The following is a 21421-nucleotide window of genomic DNA, read 5'->3' as shown; positions in this document are numbered from 1 at the left end:
TATTATTCAACCGATACGGAAGTAATCACCACATCTTCTTTAGGCACATCTTGGTGGAAGCCTGCATTGCCCGTTTTCACGCCTTTGATTTTGTCCACAACGTCCATACCTTCAACCACTTCGCCAAACACGGCATAGCCCCATTCTTGCACCACTGTTTTGCCGAACATTTCTTTTGAACGATGATCAAGGAATGTATTGTCCGCCACATTAATGAAAAATTGCGCCGTTGCAGAATGCGGATCAGAAGTACGCGCCATCGCAATCGTGCCACGCTTATTGCTTAAGCCATTGGTTGCTTCATTTTGAATTGGTGCATTGGTAGCTTTTTCGCGCATACCGCTTTCCATACCGCCGCCTTGAATCATAAATCCGTCAATAACACGGTGGAAAATTGTGTTATTATAAAAACCTGCTTTGCAATAATCTTCAAAGTTTTTCGCCGTCACAGGCGCTTTATCAAAGTCTAAGGCGATTTTGATATCACCGAAATTGGTATGTAATGTAACCATTATGATTTCCTTTTATTTGGGGATTAATTTCGCAAAGCATTATTCCATAAAAAGCCGATTAGTGCTATAAAGTGCGGTCAGATTTCATTGAATTTTCACGAGATAATTATGCTAAAAATTTTCAACACCTTAACCCGAGAAAAAGAAGAATTTAAACCGATCAATCCTCATCAAATTGGTATGTATGTGTGTGGTGTAACCGTTTATGATTTATGCCATTTTGGGCACGGACGCACCTTTGTTTCCTTTGATGTGATTACCCGTTATTTACGTTATCTTGGCTATAATTTGCGTTATGTTCGCAACATCACCGATGTGGACGATAAAATCATTAAACGTGCGTTGGAAAACAATGAAAGCTGTGAGCAATTAGTGGATCGAATGATCGCAGAAATGCATAAAGATTTTGATGCGCTCAATATTCAACGCCCAGACGTAGAACCGCGCGCCACTCAGCACATTCCTGAAATTATTGCAATGGTAGAAAGTTTGATTGCCCGCAAACACGCTTATGTGGCAGAAGATGGCGATGTGATGTTTGATGTGGAATCCTTTGCAAAATACGGTGCGCTTTCTCGCCAAAATTTAGAACAGTTGCAAGCAGGCGCACGTGTTGAAATTAAATCCGTTAAGAAAAATCCAATGGATTTCGTGCTATGGAAAATGTCTAAACCCAACGAACCGAGCTGGGATAGCCCTTGGGGAAAAGGTCGCCCGGGCTGGCACATTGAATGTTCAGCGATGAACAGCAAAGAATTGGGCAACCATTTCGACATTCACGGTGGCGGCTCTGATTTGATGTTTCCACACCACGAAAATGAAATCGCCCAGTCTTGCTGCGCCCACGATGGCGATTATGTGAACTACTGGCTACACACAGGTATGCTTACCATTCACGAAGAAAAAATGTCAAAATCGCTCAATAATTTCTTCACAATTCGTGACATTTTGACTAAATACGATGCAGAAAGCGTCCGCTATTTCTTCTTAACCGCCCAATATCGCAGCTTGCTGGATTACAGTGAAGAAAATATTGCTCTCGCACGCAAAGCGTTAGAGCGTTTATATACCGCATTGCGTGGTTGTGAAATCGTGGAAATTACGGCTGAAGATCAATATGTGCGTGATTTCAAAACAGCGATGAATGATGATTTCAACACACCAGGCGCGTTGGCAGTGTTATTTGAACTTGCCCGTGAAATCAACAAATTAAAAGCGGAAAACCAAGCAGAAGCCAATAAACTCGCTAGCCGTTTAAAACAACTTGCTGGCGTGTTAGGTTTGTTAGAACAAGATGCCGACACATTCTTGCAAGGCGATGCAGACAATGATGACGTAGCGAAAATCGAAGCCCTAATCAAGCAACGCAACGATGCTCGCGCTGCAAAAGACTGGGCAGCTGCCGATGCCGCTCGTGATGCATTGAAAGCAATGAACATCGTTTTAGAAGATAGCCCAAACGGCACCACTTGGCGTAAACAATAAGCTATCCCCCAAAGTGCGGTCAAAAATTTCTAAATTTCTGACCGCACTTTCTTTCAACAGATATATGATGTTCCCATTCGTTCTAAAAACTTGTTGCGCAACATATTGAAATTACAATAATGATGTTGTTAAATCATTAAACGTATTAAAGGTTGAGTTTAAGGTATTTTTATGTGTCAATTACTCGGTATGAATTGCAATGTGCCAACAGATATTGTGTTTTCATTTGAAGGTTTTCGCCGCCGCGCAGGTTTAACAGACAGCCATTCTGATGGTTTCGGAATCGCCTTTTTTGAAGGCAAAGGCGTGCGTATTTTTCGTGATGAGAAACCTGCCGCCCTGTCGCCCGTTGCCGATTGTGTGAAACAATACAATATTAAATCCTTAAATGTGATCGCGCATATTCGCAAAGCAACGCAGGGCGATGTGAGCATTGTTAATACGCATCCTTTCATTCGTGAAATTTGGGGCGAAAATTGGGTGTTTGCTCATAATGGAAACCTGAAAGAATTGCCCGATCTCTCGGGGTGTTATTGCCGTCCAATTGGTTCAACGGATTCTGAAACCGCATTTTGTTATATTGCCGATCAGCTCAAAAAACGTTATTGCCAAAAACCTTCAGAAGATGAAATTTTTGCCTACATTCAAGAACTCACGAAAGAATTAGCCCAATATGGCACGTTCAATTTTATTCTATCGAATGGCGAATGGATGATCGCCCATTGTTCGACCAATTTGCATTATATCTGCCGCAAAGCGCCATTTTGCCAAGTTCAACGAGTGGATGATGACGGCGTGATTGACTTCACCAACTACACCACGAAAAACGATAAAGTAACCATTATTACCACATTCCCTCTTACTAAAAACGAGAAGTGGACAAAAATGGAACACGGCGGTTTTGTGTTTTTTAAAGATGGGGAAAAAATTCGGGAAGTGGTTGGCGTTAGAAAAGAACTCGCCGATGACGGAACACTAGGCTCTGCACAGCATTAATTTATAAACAACCAAAAAGGGCGGATATTCAATCCGCCCTCATCGTTTAATCTATTTTATTTTCGGCTTTCGGCAACACTAAATTTAAAATAATTGCCACAATCGCACAAAGGCTGATGCCTTTAATCGACATACCGCCCACATCGACAAACATACCGCCGATACCAAAGGTCATCACCACAGAAATAATGCAAAGGTTACGCGCTTCTGTAACATCAACTTTGCCACGAATCAGCGTACTCATTCCAACAACAGCGATAGAGCCGAAGACTAACATCATAATTCCGCCCATTACAATAGTCGGAATAGTAGAAAGAAACGCTCCCACTTTGCCACAGAATGAAATCGCAATCGCCCATACCGCCGCCCAAGTCATAATGCTCGGGTTGAAATTGCGTGTTAGCATCACTGCGCCTGTAACTTCCGCATAGGTTGTATTTGGTGGACCGCCCACTAAAGCCGCCGCCGCAGTCGCAACGCCATCACCCAATAAAGTGCGGTGCAAACCTGGTTTTTTTAAGAAATCTTTGCCAGCCACTGAGCTAATCGCCATAATGCCGCCCACGTGTTCCACCGCTGGTGCAATGGCGATAGGCAATAAATATAAAATTGCTTCTAGCTTAAATTCTGGCGTTGTAATATGCGGCACGCTGAACCAAGGTGCATCAATCACAGGTTGGAAATTGATTAAGCCTAAGAATAAACAAATAATATAGCCGACTGCGATCCCGAACATAATTGGAATTAACTTCATAATCCCTTTCGAGAACACCGCCACACAAAGCGTCGTCAACAAGGTCGCCATTGAAACTAGCACCGCTTGATTGTATTCATAAGCAGAATTTTTGCCCAATGCCATATCCACCGCAACAGGCGCCAATCCCATACCGATAATAATAATCACGGGCCCCACAACAACAGGCGGGAAGACGCGTTGTAATGCATCAACGCCTTTTAATTTAACCAAGGTGCTCAGCGCCAAATACACAAGCCCCGTACAAGCCAAGCCGCCCATTGTGGTGGCGATACCCCAAGTTTGCACGCCATATTGAATCGGGGCGATAAAGGCGAAAGAGGACGCCAAGAAAATTGGCACCTGCTTGCCTGTACACAATTGGAAGATCAACGTCCCCACGCCAGCGGTTAATAATGCGGTATTCGGGTCTAAGCCTGTAATCAACGGCACCAACACCAAAGCACCAAATGCCACAAATAACATCTGCAAGCCCACAAGCGCTTGCTTTGTTGTACTTTGTTTGTTTTCAATTTGAGTCATAATTCACCTGTAAAATAGACAAAAAACGACCGCACTTTCGCTCAAAAAGTGCGGTCAGAAAATGGATTATTTTGTACCAAAAATCTTATCGCCAGCATCACCCAAACCTGGAATGATATAACCCTGTTCATTCAGGTGGTCATCAATCGATGCGGTAAATAATTCAATATCAGGATGCGCTTCTTCTAAAGCCTTAATCCCTTCTGGCGCTGCCACTAAAACGAGCACCTTAATTTGTTTACATCCGTGTTTTTTCAATAAATCAATCGTCGCGATCATTGAACCACCTGTGGCAAGCATTGGATCCACCACGATAGCCAAACGCTCATCTAAATCGCTCGCCAATTTTTGGAAATAAGGCACAGGCTCAAGGGTTTCTTCATTACGATACATCCCAACCACACTAATTCTCGCACTTGGAATATGCTCTAACACACCATCCATCATACCAAGACCCGCGCGTAAAATTGGTACTACCGTTACTTTTTTGCCTTTGATTTGCTGGATTTCTACATCCCCACACCAGCCATCAATAATCACATTTTCGACTTCCAAATCAGCAGTGGCTTCATAGGTCAACAAACTGCCGACTTCAGTGGCTAATTCGCGGAAATGTTTCGTACTGATATCCGCCGCACGCATTAAACCTAATTTATGTTTCACCAACGGATGTTTTACTTCGACTAATTTCATAATCAATTCCTTTTATCGCCGTACAAAAAAATTGTCTGATTGTAAATGAATTGTCAATCTACTTCAATAAACTCGATCACAGTTTACGAAAAAAGTGCGGTCAAAATTTAAATAATTTTACAACCGCACTTTCTCACTATTTATTGGAACCCTCAGGATGAAGCCCAATGCCTTGATGGCGTTCTTTCAATTTGGCAATCACATCGCCCCATTCCAAATCCATCGATTGCAACAACACGGTTAAATGATAGGTTAAATCCGCCACTTCAGAAACCACTTCGTCTTTGTCTTGCGAAACGGCAGCCAAGGCGGTTTCAACGCCCTCTTCCCCCACTTTCTGTGCAATTTTCTTCACGCCTTTTGCATAAAGTTTTGCCGTGTAAGAGCTTTCTTGATCGGCAAATTTCAGCCCTGCAAGCACACGTTCTAATTTGGCAAACCAAGTCCAATCGCCCTCCGATTGGCTTTCAAACTGATGAAAACAACTCTCTGCCCCCGTATGACAAGTGGGCCCAATGGGATTTGCCAAAATCAACAAAGTGTCATCATCGCAATCCAAACTCATATCCACCACATTCAAAAAATGCCCCGAAGTTTCCCCCTTTGTCCATAAACGCTGTTTGGTGCGAGAGAAAAAGGTCACTTTTTTCTCCGCAAGGGTTTTCTCTAAGGCTTCTGGGTTCATATAGCCCAGCATTAAAACTTCGCAGGTTTGGGCGTGTTGAACGATAACAGGAAGCAAGTTATCGACTTTTTGCCAGTTGATTTTTGTTTTCATATTTTTCCTAGTATTTCTGCTCTTGTAAGAATAGCCATTATGTCATTGCTGTTATTGGAAAAATTTTTAAATATCAGGTTTAATATCCCAATATAAATGCACCATAAATGAAATAAGATACTAATTAATTGGGATAGTTTACTGCCTAAAAGGCGTTAATTTATATCTAAAAATAGGTTTCTTTAATAAACTCAATTATTTTCTTACGACGATCCCTAATAGCCATTTTACCCCAGATTTTATCTTTATTTTTATTTTCATTTGCAAATTTTTCTATTTCTTTTTGCTGCTCTAATACACTGCCATCATAACTAGATAGTTTCTCTTTGAATGGCTTATTCCCAATTGAACAATTATGTGATTTAGAGATTAATAAATAGTTTCCTAAACAATCCAAATATGCCTCTTTAAATTTATCATCATACTTCCCGTATCCATTTGATGGTTTCTCTTTAGGCACTCTAGGTGCGATATGTTCAAGTTCAGGTTTTTCAACATCCTCATAACGCAAAAAATTCTTATATCCAGTTACAGAATTAATTTTATTTCTCAAATAATTTTCATATTTCCAAAGAATAAATTTAGCAATATTATGATCTAATGCCCCCTCCAAAGACTCTTTTAAACTCTCATTATTCCAATAATTCCACCAGTAATTCTCTTTTTTATTAGATGTTTTTAGTTCATTTATTGTATCAACAATACTATCTATTGATTTATTCTCCACAGAGAATGCCTTAAAAGCATCATTTAACCTTGAATTAAGATCAGCTCTTGTACTAATAATACGATGTCTTAAAATAATATTCTCAAAAAGCTCACATAATTCTTCTGTCTTCTTCATTCCTATTCTATATCTATAAGCCTTTAAAATAAAAGGCATAACCACACCTATTCTATTTAAAGCAATGAGAGAGTGTATTTTCGGTGACTCTCGTTCATCATTATTGAAGAAAGTAACCATATTATTAAAATCATTAGACATTTCATTAGTAAATTTACTTATAAATTCTAATGAATCATTTTTATTATGATTTTTATCTATTTTCAATTCTTTATCTATTCTCTCTAATGGATTACTCTCCCATAAAGAATTAAAATAAACTCTTAAAGAATAAAGCAATACCTCATCTTCATTTATAACATAATCATTAAAATGAGATATAGACTCATAAATTGTTTTAAATTTCTCTTGAACATCCTCAATTAAGATCTCTTTATCTTCCCCACCATAAAGATTAATATAAAACATAAACTTAGCTTTTACAATTTCTAAATTAGATGTTTTCTTCCCCCTATTATTCTGAAAGATAAACATTTGAATAGCTTCAGATTTATTTTTTACTGCATAAGTAGAACAAGTCGCACTATCTAAAACCTTTAATAGCTTCTCTAAATCAGATTCAGACTTTTCACTTAATTTTTCTTTAAAATAGTTATACGCACATATAACTCTCTTTATTGATTCCGTTTTTATTGATGCTTCATTGATTTCATTCTCATTAAGAATAAATTCTTTAAATATAGCATTATCATAATCAACAGTCTTGAACTTATATCTCCTTCATTCTTTAATAAATTTATTTTTATATTCTCCCAATTTCTCATTCTTAGGATTAATATTTTTTAAACAACAAAGCAAGGCTGAAACAAATATAACAATAGTTGTTGCCCTTTGTTGTCCATCAACAATATCATACTTTCCATCTATTCTTTTCTCAAATAAGAAATGCCCTAGATAATACTTTGAATTGCCACCTTTAATATTGCAATGTTCTTCTAAATCAGATAAGAACATATTTACCTGCTTTGGTGGCTTACTAGGTTCTAACTCCGTATCCCAAGAATAAGCTCGTTGATATGACGGTACAGAAAAATAATTTTTTGCAAACATTCCATTGATATTAGTCGATGCTTTCATTTTTAAATTAGCTCCAAATATTCTTTAATTATTAATTTATTATGGGTAATTGCCCCTGTTAAGAGAAAATATTAGTGTCCCTCCAGAAAATCTAATACTATCATTATTTCCGAATTTCCACACACTCTTTAGCCAAATACTCCTTCAACTCCCCAATATCAATAATCCGTTTGTGGAATACGCTTGCGGCTAAGGCTCCGTCTACGTTTGCTTCAATGAACGCATCGCGGAAGTGTACCATTTCGCCTGCACCGCCTGAGGCGATTAGTGGAACATTGCAGACTTCACGCACTTTTTTGAGTTGGGCTAGATCATAGCCGTTACGCACGCCGTCTTGGTTCATCATATTAAGCACGATTTCCCCAGCCCCACGTTGTTGCACTTCTTTCACCCAATCCAACAATTGCCAATGGGTTTGGCGGGTGCGGTTTTCGTCGCCCGTATATTGATTGACCCAATATTTGCCTGTTTCCTGTTCAAACCAGCTATCAATTCCCACAACCACCGCTTGTACGCCAAAACGCTCCGCCAAACGAGTGATTAAATCAGGATCGGCAAGTGCGGGCGAATTAATGGAAATTTTATCCGCCCCAAAGGCAAAAATCTGCTCGGCATCGGCAATGGTTTTGATCCCCCCTGCCACGCAGAATGGAATATCGATCACTTTCGCCACACGTTCCACCCAGCTTTTATCCACCGTTCTGCCATCGGAAGAGGCGGTAATATCATAAAAAACCAGCTCGTCTGCCCCTTCTTCGGCATAACGCTGTGCTAAGGGAACAATATTGCCAATGATCTCGTGATTGCGGAATTGCACGCCTTTCACCACTTGCCCATCACGCACGTCTAAACAAGGAATTATCCGTTTTGCCAACATTCAATCGCCTCCGTTACCGTAAATTTGCCCTCTAACAATGCTCGCCCGACAATCACGCCCGCCACGCCTGTGCCTTTTAACGCCTCAATATCGGCTAATGAACCGATGCCGCCCGAAGATTGAAACTGCACGTTCGGAAATGCTTGACAAATTTCTTGATAGAGTGCCACATTAGAGCCAGCTAGCGTGCCATCGCGGGAAATATCGGTGCATAGCACGTGTTGCAATCCCACAGATTGATAATCTTCAATTAAGGCTTCTAGCGAAACGCCGCTCGCCTCTTGCCAACCGCTGATGGCAATGATTTTTTGCCCCTTTGCATCAATGTTCACGTCTAACGCCAATACAAACTTCTCTGCGCCGTATTTCTCAAACCAGCCTTTGACCATTGCACGTTCTTTCACGGCAGTTGAGCCAATCACCACACGGTTCGCCCCCACGGCAAATAGCTCGGCGACATCTTGTTCACGGCGAATTCCCCCGCCCACTTGAATTTTCCCTTTTGTGGCTTCGATGATGTTGCCGATAAGTGCGGTCTGTCTTTGGGCAGGATCTTTCGCCCCTGTGAGATCCACCAAATGCAGCTGCTCCGCCCCTTGATTTAGGTAGCTCGCAAATTGTTCGATAGGGTTGTCTGAATATGTCGTCTGTTTGGCATAATCCCCTTGGTGCAACCGCACCACCTTGCCGTCAATCAGGTCAAGCGCAGGGATAATCATTGATTTTTTCATATTGTGTTCCTGTATTTTGTTGGCGTGAGCCTTTTTATTTTGCAAATTTATGCGTAAATAAGACCGCTTGTACACATCTCTATGATGATTGATACGCCGCCACCAAATTATCTAAAAATTGATAAAGTTTGGCGTTCATTTCACGGTAATCAAAACTCAAAATTGTGGCGGCATCTTGCACAAATTGATGACGCTGGCTTTGCCCCGCAAGATCCGTTTCGTTTTCAATTAAGGCTTTCACAACGTCAGCATTCAATTCTGGGTGGCACTGGAAGCCATAAACCAAATCCGCATATTTCACAATTTGGCGAGGGCAGCCTTTGCTCACCGCAAGAATTTGTACATTCGCCGTCAGCCCAGGCATATCGTTGTGCCAATGCCCCACCGTAAGCGTATCACCAAAATGCGTTAATAATTTGTCCTGTTTGCCCGCTTCGGTGAGCTGGATAGGGAAATTGCCGATTTCTCGTTCAGGGCTGTGGCTGTGCGGTGCGTTTAGTGCTTCACCAATCAGTTGCGACCCTAAACACACGCCCACCACGGCTTTGCCTGCCTTCACGCATTTTTTGATCAACGCCTGTTCTGCAAGGCTGTCGAAATGTGGGCATTCCGCTTTGGTGGTGCTTGGGCTTTGCGGCCCGCCCAACACCACTAAAATATCGAGATTTTCCACCGCACTTGGCAACGCATCGCCTTGATAAACCTTTGAAAACGACACCGAATAACCCCGTTCTTCCGCCCATAATAAATAGGCACCTGGGGCTTCAAAACTTTCGTGCTGAACGAAATGAATCTGCATAATCTTCTCTCTTGATTAAAATTCTGGGGTATTAAAAAACGCACTTTCGCTCGAACTCTGTGCCAATTTTTCCGCTTGTTTACGCAAGGTGGATTTATAGGCCTCCGCCAATGCGGGGCAATTTAACGCTTGGTCTAGCTTTGTTTTGTCTAGGTTTTTCGCAGGTTGCGACAGCAAACAATGAACATTCGCCACCGTCAGATCGGCATAGGGGCGTTGAACCAAGGTTAAACGATCGCCAACGTGAATTTCGCCCGTTTGTAGTACTCGCACATACCAGCCCACCAAATTTTGCTCCACCATCACTTTACGCGTTTCCGCCACGCCCGTGCTTTGCAATAAGGTATTGCACGGTTTGCGGGGCTGGCTAACTTCAATCAACACTTCGCCAATTTGGAATTGATCGCCAATGCATACGCTCTCTTCATCTAACGATGACACCACCACATTTTCACCAAAGCGAGAATCTTGCAAATAGTCGTAATCCAAGCCCAAAAGTGCGGTCAATTTTTCCAATGTTTTTTGCCCATTGAAAAACAAAGCTTTGTCCATGCCGCCGTGATGTTTTTTATTACCCACATCATCGCCCACCGCACCAAGCTGGCTCACCACCAAATTTGGCACCGCTTTTTTGCGAACGGCGGTATTGATCACCGCCCCATTCGCCGAAACCAAGGGTTCTATCATTGCCGTTTTCACGGCTAACACTTCTGCCATTACACATTCTCCACAAAATTTTTCAACAACTTCGCACCCGCTTTGCCCGAACGCTCTGGGTGGAACTGCACGCCGTAAAAATTCCCACGCTGAATAGCGGCTGAAAAAGGCACGCCATAATCGCTGGTGGCAATGGTGGTATCGTTCGGCAGCACCGCATAACTATGCACAAAATAGAAGTGGCTCTCTTGCTCAATGCCCTTGAACAAAGGGTGATCCGCCTGATACCGCACTTTATTCCAGCCCATATGCGGCAGTGGCAAGCCCTTGTTAGGCAGCAGCTCCGTTTGCCCTTGCATTAGGTTCAAGGTTGGCACATTGCCCTCCGCAGAAAATGCCGTCATTAACTGCATTCCCAAGCAGATCCCAAGCACGGGCTGGGTCGCATTTTGGATCGTTTCAATCAAATGACGATCTTGCAAAATCTTCATCGCCGCCTGTGCCGTCCCCACCCCTGGGAGCAACAGTTTCTCTGCGGATTTGATTTTATCCAGATCGCAACTAATCTCCGCTTGAATCCCCAAACGGTCGAATGCAAATTTTACAGAAGACAGGTTTGCACAGCCTGTGTCGATGATGGTGAGTTTGGTCATAATTTCCCTGTTTAGCGTAAAGACAATACAAAACGGATATGGTAATAAAATATACTCAAAGTGCAATTTATTGCAAAATTTACTGCATTTTTAGGCATTCCCAAAATTCACGTAGGGGCAGGCCCCGTGCCTGCCCGCAGAACCACCGTTTATTCAGACGGGATTACATCAGATTTTAGGAAAATCACCCTATTCTCGGGCGGGCATTAAACCCGCCCCTACGTTCTATCGCTGATTGGTGAATTCCGTGCAATTTATCGTTGATTGAGGGAATTTAACACAATCTATTGTTGATTGAGGGAATTTAACACAATCTATTGTTGATTGACATTCCACACAAGCGGTCTAAAAAATCCAAATTTTTGCAAAATTTCACGGCACTTTTGAGGCATTTCCCAAAATTCCCATAGGGGCAGGTCCTGTGCCTGCCCGCAGAACCGCCATCTATTCTGACGGGATTCCATCACATTTTAGGAAAATCGCCCTATTTTCGGGCGGGCATTGACCCCGCCCCTACGTTTTATCGCTGATTGGGATTCCACACAAGCGGTCTAAAAAATCCAAATTTTTGCAAATTTTTACCGCATTTTTGAGGCATTCCCCAAATTTCCGTAGGGGCAGGTCCTGTGCCTGCCCGCAGAACCGCCATCTATTCTGACGGGATTCCATCACATTTTAGGAAAATCGCCCTATTTTCGGGCGGGCATTGACCCCGCCCCTATGTTTTATCGTTGGTTGATAGATTTCGCACAACCTATCGCTGATTGGGATTCCACACAAGCGGTCTAAAAAATCCAAAATTTTGCAAAATTTCACCGCACTTTTGAGGGTATCACCAAAATTTTTGCCACATTTTTAAACATTCCAAAAATTCCCGTAGGGGCAGGTCCTGTGCCTGCCCGAAAAATCGCTGTTTATTCAGGCGGAATTTCATCAGATTCTAGAAAAATCTCTCTATTCTCGGGCGGGCATTGAACCCGCCCCTACAAAATTACAATACCCCTTTACTACTCGGCAATTCATTCCCTTCAATCCGAATGGCTTGTCTTAGTGTTCGTCCAAACACTTTGAACAGGCTTTCGATTTTGTGGTGGTCGTTGTCGCCTTCGGCTTTGAGGTGCAGGGTGGCGAGCATTGTAAAGGCGATAGATTGGAAGAAGTGTTCCGTTAATTCGGTGCTGAAATCCCCCACTTTTTCCCGTTTGAAATCGGCGTTGAATTTGATAAATGGGCGGCCAGATAAATCCATTGCACATTCGGCTTTGCATTCGTCCATTGGTAGCACAAAGCCAAAACGGGCAATGCCTCGTTTGTCGCCAATGGCTTGTTTTAGTGCAGTGCCTAGGGCTAGGGCGGTGTCTTCAACGGTGTGGTGTTCGTCAATCCATAAATCGCCTTTGCAAGAAATGTTCATACGGAATCCGCCGTGGGTGGCGATTTGGTCGAGCATATGGTCGAAAAAGCCTACGCCTGTTTTGATGTCGTTATGTCCTGTTTCATCGAGCCAAACCTGCACTTTAATGTCGGTTTCTTTCGTTTTTCGTGCCACTTCGGTATAGCGTGGTTCACGGCTGCCAATGTTGGTAACAGGTTCGCCTAATAATTTTTCGCTGATCAGATCCCAATTTAATTTTTCAGGGTGATATTGCAAGGCTCGGATCCCCAAATTTTCCGCCAGCTGCACATCGGTTGCACGGTCGCCAATCACAAAGCTGGTGGCGGGATCGAACAATTCGCGGTCGATATATTTTTGTAACAATTTGGTTTGAGGTTTACGGCAATCGCAGTGATCTTCTGGTTTGTGAGGGCAGATCAAAACATCATCAAATTCAATACCTTGTGAACGGAAAATCGCCATCATTGCGTTATGCGGTTTGTCAAAATCCGCTTGGGGAAAGGAATCTGTGCCTAAGCCGTCTTGGTTGCTGACCATCACAAAACGGTATCGGTTTTTGAGCTTTAACAATGCAGGAATCACATTCGGCTCAAGTTTTAATTTTTCTAAGCTGTCAATTTGGAAATCGGTTTTCGGCTCGTCAATTAAAGTGCCATCACGGTCGATAAATAAGATAGATTGTTGTGTCATTGTGGGTTCCTTTTATTCGATAATTGCTTTCAATGCGTTGATCACACGGTTGTTTTCGGTTTGCGTACCAATGGTAATACGAATGCAGTTGTTTAAGCCGAGTGCTTTGTGCTGATCTCTTAAAATAATGCCTTGATCCCATAAGGTTTTGAAAACTTTTTGTCCGTCTTTGAATTTCACTAATAAATAATTTCCGTCGCTGGCAAAAACGGTTTCGACAAGCGGTAGGTTTTCGAGATTTTTTTGCAATTCTGCTCTTAACGCTAATACTTCCTTAACCCGTTGTTGCATTTGAGCAATGCCTTGGAGCTGTAAGGCTTGAGCGGCAATGTCGGCAACGGGGACAGGCAATGGATAAGGGGCGATCACTTTCTGCAAAACATTGATTAACTCCGCATTCGCAAGGGTAAAGCCGCAGCGTAAGCCCGCTAAGGCGAAGGCTTTTGATAAGGTGCGGATAATGGCTAAGTGCGGATAGTTTGCAAGCTCGGGGACCATTGTCGCATCGGGGCAAAATTCAATGTAAGCTTCGTCCACCACCACAATCGCACGCCCTGCTGTCATTTGCAAAAGTTTGAGCAAATCCGACCGCTTGATCAGCGTTCCCGTTGGGTTATTCGGGCTGCACACAAACAGGATTTTGACATTATCCAGCTGGCGTTCAATTTCTGGCAGATTGAGCTGGAAATCGGCAGTGAGCGGAACGGTTTTGGTTGCGATGCCACAAGTTTCCGCACTCACGGCATACATACCATAAGTTGGCGGGCAGTAGAGAATGGTTTCATCGGGTTCGCAAAATGCACGGATGAGCAGTTCAATGCTTTCATCGCCACCCCGAGTGACAATCACATTTTCAGGCTGCACGCCTGCGTATTGTGCATAACTGTTAATCACCGCTTCGGGCTGGGCTTCTGGGTAGCGATTAAAAGTGCGATTGCTTAAATCAAAATTTGGCGAAAGTGCATATTCATTCGCATTCAACCACACATCGCCCGAACCACCTAAACGGCGCGCCGATTGGTAAGGCGTAAGGGCTTGGATATTTTTACGAGAGAGTTGTGAGATTTGCATATTCCATTCCTTTTTAAAGTGCGGTCATTTCCGCTTATTTTTATTTCAGTAAAATAAAATGTTCGATAAGTTTAATCATTAATTCTTTCTGTTCGGGTAAGCTTTCTGCCACCAATAATGCCAGTGCAACCAAGGTATTATCATTAATTAGCCGTTCGACAGGTTTTGCCAACAGGTGTTGGTTTAGGCGTAAATACCATAAAAATAGAAATGAACCTGTGCGTTTATTGCCATCGGATAAGGGATGATTTTTGATCACAAAATAGAGCAAATGGGCTGCTCGGCTTGCCACGTTGGGATAAAACAGCTCATCGCCGAAGCCCTGTTCAATCGTTGCAATGGCAGAAGCTAGCCCGTCACTGCGTAATTGCCCAAAAAGTTCGGTGGCTTCCCCTTTGCTCACCAACGTGTGTTTTAACTGTTGGATTGCGGCTAACACTTCGTCAAACTTCAAGGGCAACATTTCCGATTGAGCCACATTTATCGCACTGAGCGTTTGTTCGTCATAGGCTTGTAGCAAACTCCACGTGCGAGCGTAATCTTGTAGCACATTAATCACCGCTCTGCCCTGATCATCAATTAAGGTTTGATTGGTTAAAGTGCGGTTAAGCAGCTGAATAACCTGATCAAATTCAATCCCTTTGGCTTGCAAACGCTGTTGATTAATCGCATAACCCTGCACCAAATATTCTTTTAGGCGAGAGGTTGCCCAACGGCGAAAATTTACACCCTCTGGCGATTTTACCCGATAGCCTACGGAAATTACCGTGTCTAAATCATAAAAAACGACAGGGCGGTCTGAAAAAGCAATATGCATTTTTTGCATATTGCTTTTTTCTGAAATTTCACCATCAGCGATAGCATTGCGGATATGACGTGAAATCACTGATTGATTTCTGCCAAAAAGCTCCACCATCTGTGCTTGCGAAAGCCAAACCGTATCATTTTCAAATTTTACTTCGACTTGGGTTTCGCCATTTTGCGTTTGATAAATTTCAATTTGGTTATTCATATTTTATCTGCTAAACGTGATTATTCGTTGCGTAATTTTGTCCACGCACTCGGATGTTGTTTAAACCCGATGTGTGGGTAATAGTTCACCGCTTGCGGTGCAGAAAGTAAAATGATTTTACACGTTTTCGCTAACGATTTTTCTGTTTCCGCAATCAACTGTTGCCCAATACCACGCTGCTGATAGGTTTCATCCACAGCAAGATCTGAAAGATAGCAACAGTAATTAAAGTCCGTGACCGAACGGGCAATACCAACCAAACGTTCATTATCCCAAGCGGTAATAACTAAATTAGAATGATCGAGCATACCTTCTACACACGCCATATTATCTAGTGGGCGACGTTCTCCTAGTGTAGTTTTTTTCAATAGCTCAATAAATTGAGAGGCTGAAATGGGAACATTGGTTTTATAACTAATCATTTTATTTTCCTATAAGCGGTGTAATTCTTACAAAACTCTGCAAATTTTGACCGCACTTTTATTGCTCAACATTTATGGCTAAATATACGAAAGAGAAAACCTGCCACTTATTTCAATTTCTGCAACCGAATACTCACCGCCTGTTTGTGTGCCTCTAGCTGTTCGGCACTTGCCATTAATTCAACTGTTGGGGCAAGGGCTTTAAAGCCTTGTGGGGTGAGTTCTTGCACAGTCATTCGTTTGCTGAAATCTGCTAGCCCTAGGCTGGATGTGGTTCGGGTGTAGCCGTAAGTTGGCAAAACGTGGTTTGTGCCGCTGGCGTAATCGCCCATACTTTCTGGGGAGTAAGCCCCTAAGAAAATCGACCCTGCATTATCGAGTTGGTCGAGCAATGCACGGGCGTTTTCCACCTGCACCACCAAGTGTTCTGGGGCATATTCATTGCTGATTTCCACCGCTTGTTCTAGGCTTTCGGCAATAAAAATGCGGCTATGCTCCAGTGCTTTAGTGGCGGTTTCTTTTCTTGGTAAAAGAGCGAGTTGGCGTTCTATGGCAAGTGCGGTCTGTTTTGCTAAAGTTTCACTTGGCGTAACTAAAATCACTTGGCTGTCGGCACCGTGTTCCGCTTGAGAAAGTAAATCGCTCGCCACAAAATCGGGATCTGCATTTTCATCGGCAAGCACCAACACTTCCGAAGGCCCTGCTTGCATATCAATAGCAGCACCATTAACACTTTGTGATACTTGGCGTTTTGCCTCTGTCACAAAACTGTTGCCCGGCCCGAAAATTTTATCCACTTTCGCCACGGTTTGTGTTCCATAAGCCATTGCCACAATCGCTTGAGCCCCGCCCACTTGGTAGATCGTTTCTACTCCGCAAAGGTTTGCTGTATAAAGAATTTCATCGGCAATAGGGGGCGGTGAGCAAAGTACGACTTTTTTACACCCTGCAATATTAGCTGGAATCGCTAACATTAATACGGTCGAAAACAACGGTGCCGAACCGCCAGGGATATATAACCCAACGCGGTTAATCGGGCGTGTAACCACTTGGCAACGCACACCTGCTTGGGTTTCGATATCAACAGTTTGCGGTTTTTGTGCTTCGTGGAAAGCGGTGATGTTCCGTTTTGCATTTTGAATGGCTTGTTTGAGTTCTGCGGATAAACGCTCGCTCGCGGCTTGAATTTGTGCTTTTGAAACCACAAGGCTATCCAATTTGACTTTGTCGAATTTTTCCGAAAGTGCCAATAATGCATCATCGCCATTTGTTAATACATCTTCACGGATAGCCTCTACCGCTTGCTGAATGTTAAGCGAAGCACTGATCACGGGGCGAGTAAGTGCCGCTTTGCGTTGTTGTTCTGTTAAGTTTTTCCAGATGAGTGTTTGCATTTTCTTTCTACCTTTTATTCCATCATTTTTTCAATCGGCAACACAAGAATAGAACTTGCTCCCGCTGCTTTTAATTGTTCCATTGTTTCCCAGAACAACGTTTCTTGGCTCACCACGTGCATTGCGACTTTGCTGTCATCGTGTGCCAACGGCAAAATGGTTGGGTTCTCCACACCTGGTAGAAGTGCGGTGATTTTTTCAAGCTTATCTTTAGGGGCGTGAAGCATAATATATTTAGACTCAGTGGCTTGTTGAATCCCTTGAATACGGGTGAGTAATTTATCTATAAGTGCTTGTTTTTCTTCACTTAATGAGGCTTGGCGTTGAATCAAGCAAGCTTTAGAGCGATAAATCACTTCCACTTCTTTTAAACCATTGGCTTCCAAGGTGGCACCAGAGGAAACCAAATCGCAAATCGCATCCGCCAAACCTGCAGAAGGGGCGACTTCAACAGAACCGTTCAACAAGGTGCTTTTGAAAGAGACGCCTTTTTCGTTCATATAACGTTTGAGTAAATTTGGATAGCTGGTGGCAATGCGTGAATTGAGAAAATCTTGCACGCCCTGATAAGTGCGATCACGATCAATCGCTAAGGATAAACGGCAACCGCCAAAATCCAAGGTGCGTAATTTTTTGTATTCAACCTGCTCGCCTCTTGCTAGGCGACCAAGCTCCTCTTCTTCCAACACGTTTTCCCCGATAATGCCTAGATCGACCACGCCATCGAATACTAAGCCAGGAATATCGTCATCACGCACTCGGAGAATTTCAATGGGCATATTTTCTGAATACGCAATTAAACGTTGTTCATTCCAATTGATTTTTACCCCGCATTGTTTGAGTAATTCATTGCAATCTTTGCTCAAACGCCCTTTCTTTTGTAGTGCAATGCGTAAACGGTTTGTTGTTGTCATTGTGTTTTCCCCATAATATTTTAGTGTTGTGTTTTAATGCTATGTTTAAATTTTGGATATAAAAAAACCTCTCGAAAGTTGCCTTCCGAGAGGTTATGTAAACTATTGTGGTTTAGACGTACTCGGAAGATTTGCTATCTTCCGGCCACATTCAAATGCCCGAAAGATATCAGGTTGAATGATGGCGATGATGAGTACGAATAAAGTTCATAATAGGTTTCTCTGCTATAAATTTTGATACAAATTTCGTTGAGTTGCTTGTTAAAATACGCTGAAAAATGAGAGATTGCAAGATTTTTTTTCAGATTTTTTAAATTTTATTTTAAGCTGAAATTAACCAAATTTTGCCCGCACAAATAATAATACAGGTCTGTGCTGTAAATCCTTAAATTCCGCCTGCCATTCAGGTTGTTGCGCTAGCATCGGCTCTGCAATTTGTTCAATTTCACCGCCTGCGGCAATGATATTATTGATAATCGTTGCCAAGGTGCGATGATAGGTTTTGAAAGGCTGTTTAAACCAACTGCGATCTCGCTCGCCTTCATCTCGATAATAATTTAGCCGATAAGCCACTTGCTCTTTCTTCTCATTTTTTTCCCAACGTTCACCACCTTGATAGGCGGTAACAATCGGATGTTCTTGCGAAAAAACTAATGTACCGTTAGCTTTTAATTTGGCTTTAATATCCGCCAGCAATTTAGGGAAATCACTGATGTAATGAAAGGCAAAAGAGCTGGTGATAATATCAAAATTCTGTTCGGGAAGCTCACTGAGCTGCTCCATTGGCGACTGATATAAAGCAAAGTGCGGTCGAAATTGCGCAAGATTTTTTTCAGCCTGTGCTAACATTGCTGCCGATAAATCCATGCCCACCACCTGCGCCGCGCCACCTTGCAGATACAAGCGCAAATGTTCTCCTGTGCCACAGCCTAAATCTAGCAATTTTCTGCCTTGTAATTCAGGCAAAAGCGATAACATCGTGGGCATTTCCACGATGTTATTTAGGCTAATCGGATTGGCTCTTAATTTTTGATACAACTCGAAAAAATTTTCGCTATCATAAACCGATTTTTTCATATTAGCCTTTAAATTCTGGCAAGCAACCAAACTGTGCCGCTAGCTGCGCAACAATGTTCAGCACGCCAAAGAAAATCACAAAATAAATCATAAAATTGCCGCCGAATACGGTATATTCACGCTGTGGGAATTTGCTGCGGCACGCTTTCGCCAATAATGCAGGCACGATGGCTGCCCAAATTGTGGCGGCAAGCCCCGCAAAACCAATGGCAATCACAAAACCATAAGGATATTCTAAACTTAAGAACAGTGGTGGCAAGAAAGTGACTAATGTGGTTTTCGTTCTGCCCAAGGCACTATCGTCAAAATTGAACAAATCCGCGATGTAATCGAACAAGCCCAGCGTTACCCCTAAAAATGAACTAGCAATCGCCATATAAGCGAAGAATTTTAGCACTAATCCCACATAATCCGTTTGTACGCTCGCACTTAACGCATCAAGCAAAGCGGCAATATCTCCCCCTTTTGCGATCACAGGTCCAAATGCGGCTCGCGATAAATTTCCTTGAATCGCCAGCTGCCATAAAATATAGATAAACAATGCAATCAGCGTGCCAATAACAGCGGATTTCACCACTTTGGCAGCATTGCGGTTGTAATATTTCACTAGGCTTGGAACATTTTGATGAAAGCCGAATGACACCAAACAAACGGGTAATGCAGCAATGGCGTAAGGTAAATATTGCGTTTCAGCGGGTGCCGCTGTATCAAATAAGATCGTAGGATTGACCGAAGAAACTAACCCGCCAATAGAAAGCACAAAGGAAATCACCATTCCCGCGAGCAAAACGGTGCTAAAACGGTCAACGGCTTTGGTAGAGAACCACACAAATGTTGCAAGCACAACGGTGAATAATAAAGAACCTGAAGCTCGCCCAATTTCCACCGCACTTTCTGATGAACTCAACAATTGATTCAGAAAACCTTCGGTAATGCCGCCGCCTGATGTGATATAAGCATAGGTTAAAATATAGAGTACAAAGGCTAACGACAAACCGTTTAAGGCGTTCCAGCCTTTGCCGAGCAAATCTTTCACGATCGTGTCGAAACTTGCGCCCGTTGGATAATGCAAATTGGCTTCGAGCAACATTAAACCTGAGGACATCATACAAAACCAGGTGTAGAGCAAAATTAAAATTGAGCCGACAAACCAAACGCCAGAAGTCGAAATAGGGTTAGCGAGCATACCCGCGCCTACGGTGCCGCCTGCGATAATCATCACGCCGCCCAATAAAGAAGGAAGTTTTTTCTCCATAAATAAATCCTTGTTATTAATTTTGCACTATTATAGTAGTACATAAGACGTAAAAACAAGGGGAAAGTGCGGTCAAATTTGAGATATTTTTAGAAAATAAAAGATTGGAGCGAAATTAATGCTGTTTCGGCTTAAAAAATGAAATATAGGCGATTGCTTTGAGAGTTAATTGAACAACCCAACCAATTGTCAGCGCGTACATAAGCGTGCCGATACCAAAGGTGCCACCCAGTAAAAAACCGCATACACACACAAGCACTTCAAGGCTGGTACGCACGATCCCGACTTTCCAGTGAAAACGTTGGCAAATGCCCACCATTAAGCCATCTCTAGGCCCTGCGCCCTGATGGCAGGTTAAATAAAATGCGGTGCCGATGCCAAAGCACAACACACCAGCGATAGCATAAGCCCAGCGCAGCCAAAGTGCGGTCGGAATTGGCACAAATTTTACGGTGAGACCAAGAAATAGCGCGATGACTGCCACGTTCAAAATCGTCCCGATGCCGGGGCGTAATCGCAGTGGCAACCATAAAAGCATAACCAATAAACTAATCAGAAAGGAAGTCCAGCCTACGCTCACATGAAGTTGCAACGCAATGCCTTGCGATAAAATCGTCCAAGGGGCAGAGCCCAAATTAGAAAGGAGTAATAAACCTTCGCCTATGCCCACCACAATAAATGTCAAGCACAACACAAATAATGAGCGACTTTCCAACGCCCATAAGGATTCGGCTGTCCATAAGGTTTTCGGCAATATGGCATATTTAGACATAAACTTTCCTGCAAATAATCACGACTTAATGATAATGAAA

At 42.8% G+C, this 21421-nt stretch carries 21 protein-coding genes, 1 pseudogene and 1 other annotated feature; of the genes and pseudogenes, 2 read left to right on the top strand and 20 right to left on the bottom strand.

Annotated features, from left to right (window positions below; all coding sequences use genetic code 11):
* Positions 1-2: 2 nt before the first annotated feature.
* Complete coding sequence (locus tag C8D76_RS01035; protein ID WP_116630980.1) at positions 3-512, bottom strand: peptidylprolyl isomerase; 510 nt, start codon at positions 510-512, stop codon at positions 3-5.
* Between the two features lie 108 nt (positions 513-620).
* On the opposite strand from C8D76_RS01035, the gene cysS reads away from it, so the two are divergent.
* Both cysS and C8D76_RS01025 read left to right on the top strand, forming a co-directional pair.
* Positions 621-1997 (top strand): cysteine--tRNA ligase, encoded by a 1377-nt coding sequence (gene cysS / locus C8D76_RS01030; protein ID WP_116630979.1) that lies wholly within the window; start codon positions 621-623, stop codon positions 1995-1997.
* A gap of 171 nt (positions 1998-2168) precedes the next feature.
* Complete coding sequence (locus tag C8D76_RS01025) at positions 2169-2993, top strand: class II glutamine amidotransferase (RefSeq protein WP_116630978.1); 825 nt, start codon at positions 2169-2171, stop codon at positions 2991-2993.
* Positions 2994-3039: 46 nt separating this feature from the next.
* On the opposite strand, the gene C8D76_RS01020 is transcribed toward C8D76_RS01025, so the two are convergent.
* The 19 genes and pseudogenes from C8D76_RS01020 to yczE form a co-directional block, all read right to left on the bottom strand.
* Positions 3040-4269, bottom strand: coding sequence for a nucleobase:cation symporter-2 family protein (locus C8D76_RS01020; RefSeq protein ID WP_116630977.1), 1230 nt, complete (start codon positions 4267-4269; stop codon positions 3040-3042).
* 66 nt (positions 4270-4335) lie between these two features.
* Complete coding sequence (gene upp, locus C8D76_RS01015) at positions 4336-4962, bottom strand: uracil phosphoribosyltransferase (RefSeq protein WP_116630976.1); 627 nt, start codon at positions 4960-4962, stop codon at positions 4336-4338.
* Between the two features lie 136 nt (positions 4963-5098).
* Positions 5099-5749: pseudogene (gene hisIE, locus C8D76_RS01010) on the bottom strand (bifunctional phosphoribosyl-AMP cyclohydrolase/phosphoribosyl-ATP diphosphatase HisIE); the annotation flags it as partial.
* Positions 5750-5906: 157 nt separating this feature from the next.
* Complete coding sequence (locus C8D76_RS01005) at positions 5907-7058, bottom strand: HNH endonuclease family protein (RefSeq protein WP_207774979.1); 1152 nt, start codon at positions 7056-7058, stop codon at positions 5907-5909.
* Between the two features lie 246 nt (positions 7059-7304).
* Complete coding sequence (locus C8D76_RS09935) at positions 7305-7661, bottom strand: DUF262 domain-containing protein (RefSeq protein WP_207774978.1); 357 nt, start codon at positions 7659-7661, stop codon at positions 7305-7307.
* Between the two features lie 103 nt (positions 7662-7764).
* The gene (hisF, locus tag C8D76_RS01000; RefSeq protein WP_116630974.1) at positions 7765-8538 is read right to left on the bottom strand and encodes an imidazole glycerol phosphate synthase subunit HisF; all 774 of its coding nucleotides are present in this window, start codon (positions 8536-8538) and stop codon (positions 7765-7767) included.
* Entirely contained in the window at positions 8520-9269 is a 750-nt protein-coding gene (gene hisA, locus C8D76_RS00995) for a 1-(5-phosphoribosyl)-5-[(5-phosphoribosylamino)methylideneamino]imidazole-4-carboxamide isomerase (RefSeq protein WP_116630973.1), read from the bottom strand. Before hisA ends, hisF begins: the two co-directional genes overlap by 19 nt.
* A gap of 79 nt (positions 9270-9348) precedes the next feature.
* Positions 9349-10068: a type 1 glutamine amidotransferase gene (locus C8D76_RS00990; protein ID WP_116630972.1), complete on the bottom strand. Its 720-nt coding sequence runs from the start codon at positions 10066-10068 to the stop codon at positions 9349-9351.
* A 15-nt stretch (positions 10069-10083) separates the two neighbouring features.
* Positions 10084-10785 carry an MOSC domain-containing protein gene (locus C8D76_RS00985; protein ID WP_116630971.1) on the bottom strand — a complete coding sequence of 234 codons (702 nt, stop codon included), beginning with the start codon at positions 10783-10785 and terminating at the stop codon, positions 10084-10086.
* The gene (gene hisH, locus C8D76_RS00980) at positions 10785-11378 is read right to left on the bottom strand and encodes an imidazole glycerol phosphate synthase subunit HisH (RefSeq protein ID WP_116630970.1); all 594 of its coding nucleotides are present in this window, start codon (positions 11376-11378) and stop codon (positions 10785-10787) included. The genes C8D76_RS00985 and hisH overlap by 1 nt, the downstream gene beginning before the upstream one ends.
* A gap of 991 nt (positions 11379-12369) precedes the next feature.
* Entirely contained in the window at positions 12370-13464 is a 1095-nt protein-coding gene (gene hisB, locus C8D76_RS00975) for a bifunctional histidinol-phosphatase/imidazoleglycerol-phosphate dehydratase HisB (protein ID WP_116630969.1), read from the bottom strand.
* Between the two features lie 12 nt (positions 13465-13476).
* On the bottom strand, positions 13477-14535 hold the full coding sequence (gene hisC, locus C8D76_RS00970) for a histidinol-phosphate transaminase (protein WP_116630968.1): 1059 nt from the start codon (positions 14533-14535) through the stop codon (positions 13477-13479).
* Positions 14536-14575: 40 nt separating this feature from the next.
* On the bottom strand, positions 14576-15547 hold the full coding sequence (locus tag C8D76_RS00965) for a virulence RhuM family protein/type II toxin-antitoxin system death-on-curing family toxin (protein ID WP_116630967.1): 972 nt from the start codon (positions 15545-15547) through the stop codon (positions 14576-14578).
* Between the two features lie 20 nt (positions 15548-15567).
* Entirely contained in the window at positions 15568-15969 is a 402-nt protein-coding gene (locus tag C8D76_RS00960) for a GNAT family N-acetyltransferase (RefSeq protein ID WP_116630966.1), read from the bottom strand.
* A gap of 107 nt (positions 15970-16076) precedes the next feature.
* Positions 16077-17363 (bottom strand): histidinol dehydrogenase, encoded by a 1287-nt coding sequence (hisD, locus tag C8D76_RS00955; RefSeq protein ID WP_116630965.1) that lies wholly within the window; start codon positions 17361-17363, stop codon positions 16077-16079.
* Positions 17364-17377: 14 nt separating this feature from the next.
* A complete protein-coding gene (gene hisG, locus C8D76_RS00950) occupies positions 17378-18277 on the bottom strand; it encodes an ATP phosphoribosyltransferase (RefSeq protein ID WP_116630964.1) in 900 nt (299 codons plus the stop codon).
* 59 nt (positions 18278-18336) lie between these two features.
* Positions 18337-18468: a sequence feature (His leader region), on the bottom strand.
* 142 nt (positions 18469-18610) lie between these two features.
* A complete protein-coding gene (locus C8D76_RS00945) occupies positions 18611-19354 on the bottom strand; it encodes a class I SAM-dependent methyltransferase (RefSeq protein WP_116630963.1) in 744 nt (247 codons plus the stop codon).
* A 1-nt stretch (position 19355) separates the two neighbouring features.
* On the bottom strand, positions 19356-20609 hold the full coding sequence (locus C8D76_RS00940) for an aromatic amino acid transporter (RefSeq protein WP_116630962.1): 1254 nt from the start codon (positions 20607-20609) through the stop codon (positions 19356-19358).
* 115 nt (positions 20610-20724) lie between these two features.
* A complete protein-coding gene (gene yczE / locus C8D76_RS00935) occupies positions 20725-21381 on the bottom strand; it encodes a membrane protein YczE (protein ID WP_116630961.1) in 657 nt (218 codons plus the stop codon).
* Between the last annotated feature and the right edge of the window lie 40 nt (positions 21382-21421).

This window comes from Alitibacter langaaensis DSM 22999 (assembly GCF_003096995.1).
Taxonomy (GTDB): Bacteria; Pseudomonadota; Gammaproteobacteria; order Enterobacterales; family Pasteurellaceae; genus Exercitatus; species Exercitatus langaaensis.
This window is presented reverse-complemented; position numbering and strand designations above follow the sequence as displayed.

Excerpts from the sequence above, each read along its gene's own strand:
- C8D76_RS01035 (WP_116630980.1), bottom strand. The coding sequence starts at position 512 with ATGGTTACATTACATACCAATTTCGGTGATATCAAAATCGCCTTAGAC.
- cysS (WP_116630979.1), top strand. The coding sequence starts at position 621 with ATGCTAAAAATTTTCAACACCTTAACCCGAGAAAAAGAAGAATTTAAA.
- C8D76_RS01025 (WP_116630978.1), top strand. The coding sequence starts at position 2,169 with ATGTGTCAATTACTCGGTATGAATTGCAATGTGCCAACAGATATTGTG.
- C8D76_RS01020 (WP_116630977.1), bottom strand. The coding sequence starts at position 4,269 with ATGACTCAAATTGAAAACAAACAAAGTACAACAAAGCAAGCGCTTGTG.
- upp (WP_116630976.1), bottom strand. The coding sequence starts at position 4,962 with ATGAAATTAGTCGAAGTAAAACATCCGTTGGTGAAACATAAATTAGGT.
- C8D76_RS01005 (WP_207774979.1), bottom strand. The coding sequence starts at position 7,058 with ATGTTTATCTTTCAGAATAATAGGGGGAAGAAAACATCTAATTTAGAA.
- C8D76_RS09935 (WP_207774978.1), bottom strand. The coding sequence starts at position 7,661 with ATGAAAGCATCGACTAATATCAATGGAATGTTTGCAAAAAATTATTTT.
- hisF (WP_116630974.1), bottom strand. The coding sequence starts at position 8,538 with ATGTTGGCAAAACGGATAATTCCTTGTTTAGACGTGCGTGATGGGCAA.
- hisA (WP_116630973.1), bottom strand. The coding sequence starts at position 9,269 with ATGAAAAAATCAATGATTATCCCTGCGCTTGACCTGATTGACGGCAAG.
- C8D76_RS00990 (WP_116630972.1), bottom strand. The coding sequence starts at position 10,068 with ATGCAGATTCATTTCGTTCAGCACGAAAGTTTTGAAGCCCCAGGTGCC.
- C8D76_RS00985 (WP_116630971.1), bottom strand. The coding sequence starts at position 10,785 with ATGGCAGAAGTGTTAGCCGTGAAAACGGCAATGATAGAACCCTTGGTT.
- hisH (WP_116630970.1), bottom strand. The coding sequence starts at position 11,378 with ATGACCAAACTCACCATCATCGACACAGGCTGTGCAAACCTGTCTTCT.
- hisB (WP_116630969.1), bottom strand. The coding sequence starts at position 13,464 with ATGACACAACAATCTATCTTATTTATCGACCGTGATGGCACTTTAATT.
- hisC (WP_116630968.1), bottom strand. The coding sequence starts at position 14,535 with ATGCAAATCTCACAACTCTCTCGTAAAAATATCCAAGCCCTTACGCCT.
- C8D76_RS00965 (WP_116630967.1), bottom strand. The coding sequence starts at position 15,547 with ATGAATAACCAAATTGAAATTTATCAAACGCAAAATGGCGAAACCCAA.
- C8D76_RS00960 (WP_116630966.1), bottom strand. The coding sequence starts at position 15,969 with ATGATTAGTTATAAAACCAATGTTCCCATTTCAGCCTCTCAATTTATT.
- hisD (WP_116630965.1), bottom strand. The coding sequence starts at position 17,363 with ATGCAAACACTCATCTGGAAAAACTTAACAGAACAACAACGCAAAGCG.
- hisG (WP_116630964.1), bottom strand. The coding sequence starts at position 18,277 with ATGACAACAACAAACCGTTTACGCATTGCACTACAAAAGAAAGGGCGT.
- C8D76_RS00945 (WP_116630963.1), bottom strand. The coding sequence starts at position 19,354 with ATGAAAAAATCGGTTTATGATAGCGAAAATTTTTTCGAGTTGTATCAA.
- C8D76_RS00940 (WP_116630962.1), bottom strand. The coding sequence starts at position 20,609 with ATGGAGAAAAAACTTCCTTCTTTATTGGGCGGCGTGATGATTATCGCA.
- yczE (WP_116630961.1), bottom strand. The coding sequence starts at position 21,381 with ATGTCTAAATATGCCATATTGCCGAAAACCTTATGGACAGCCGAATCC.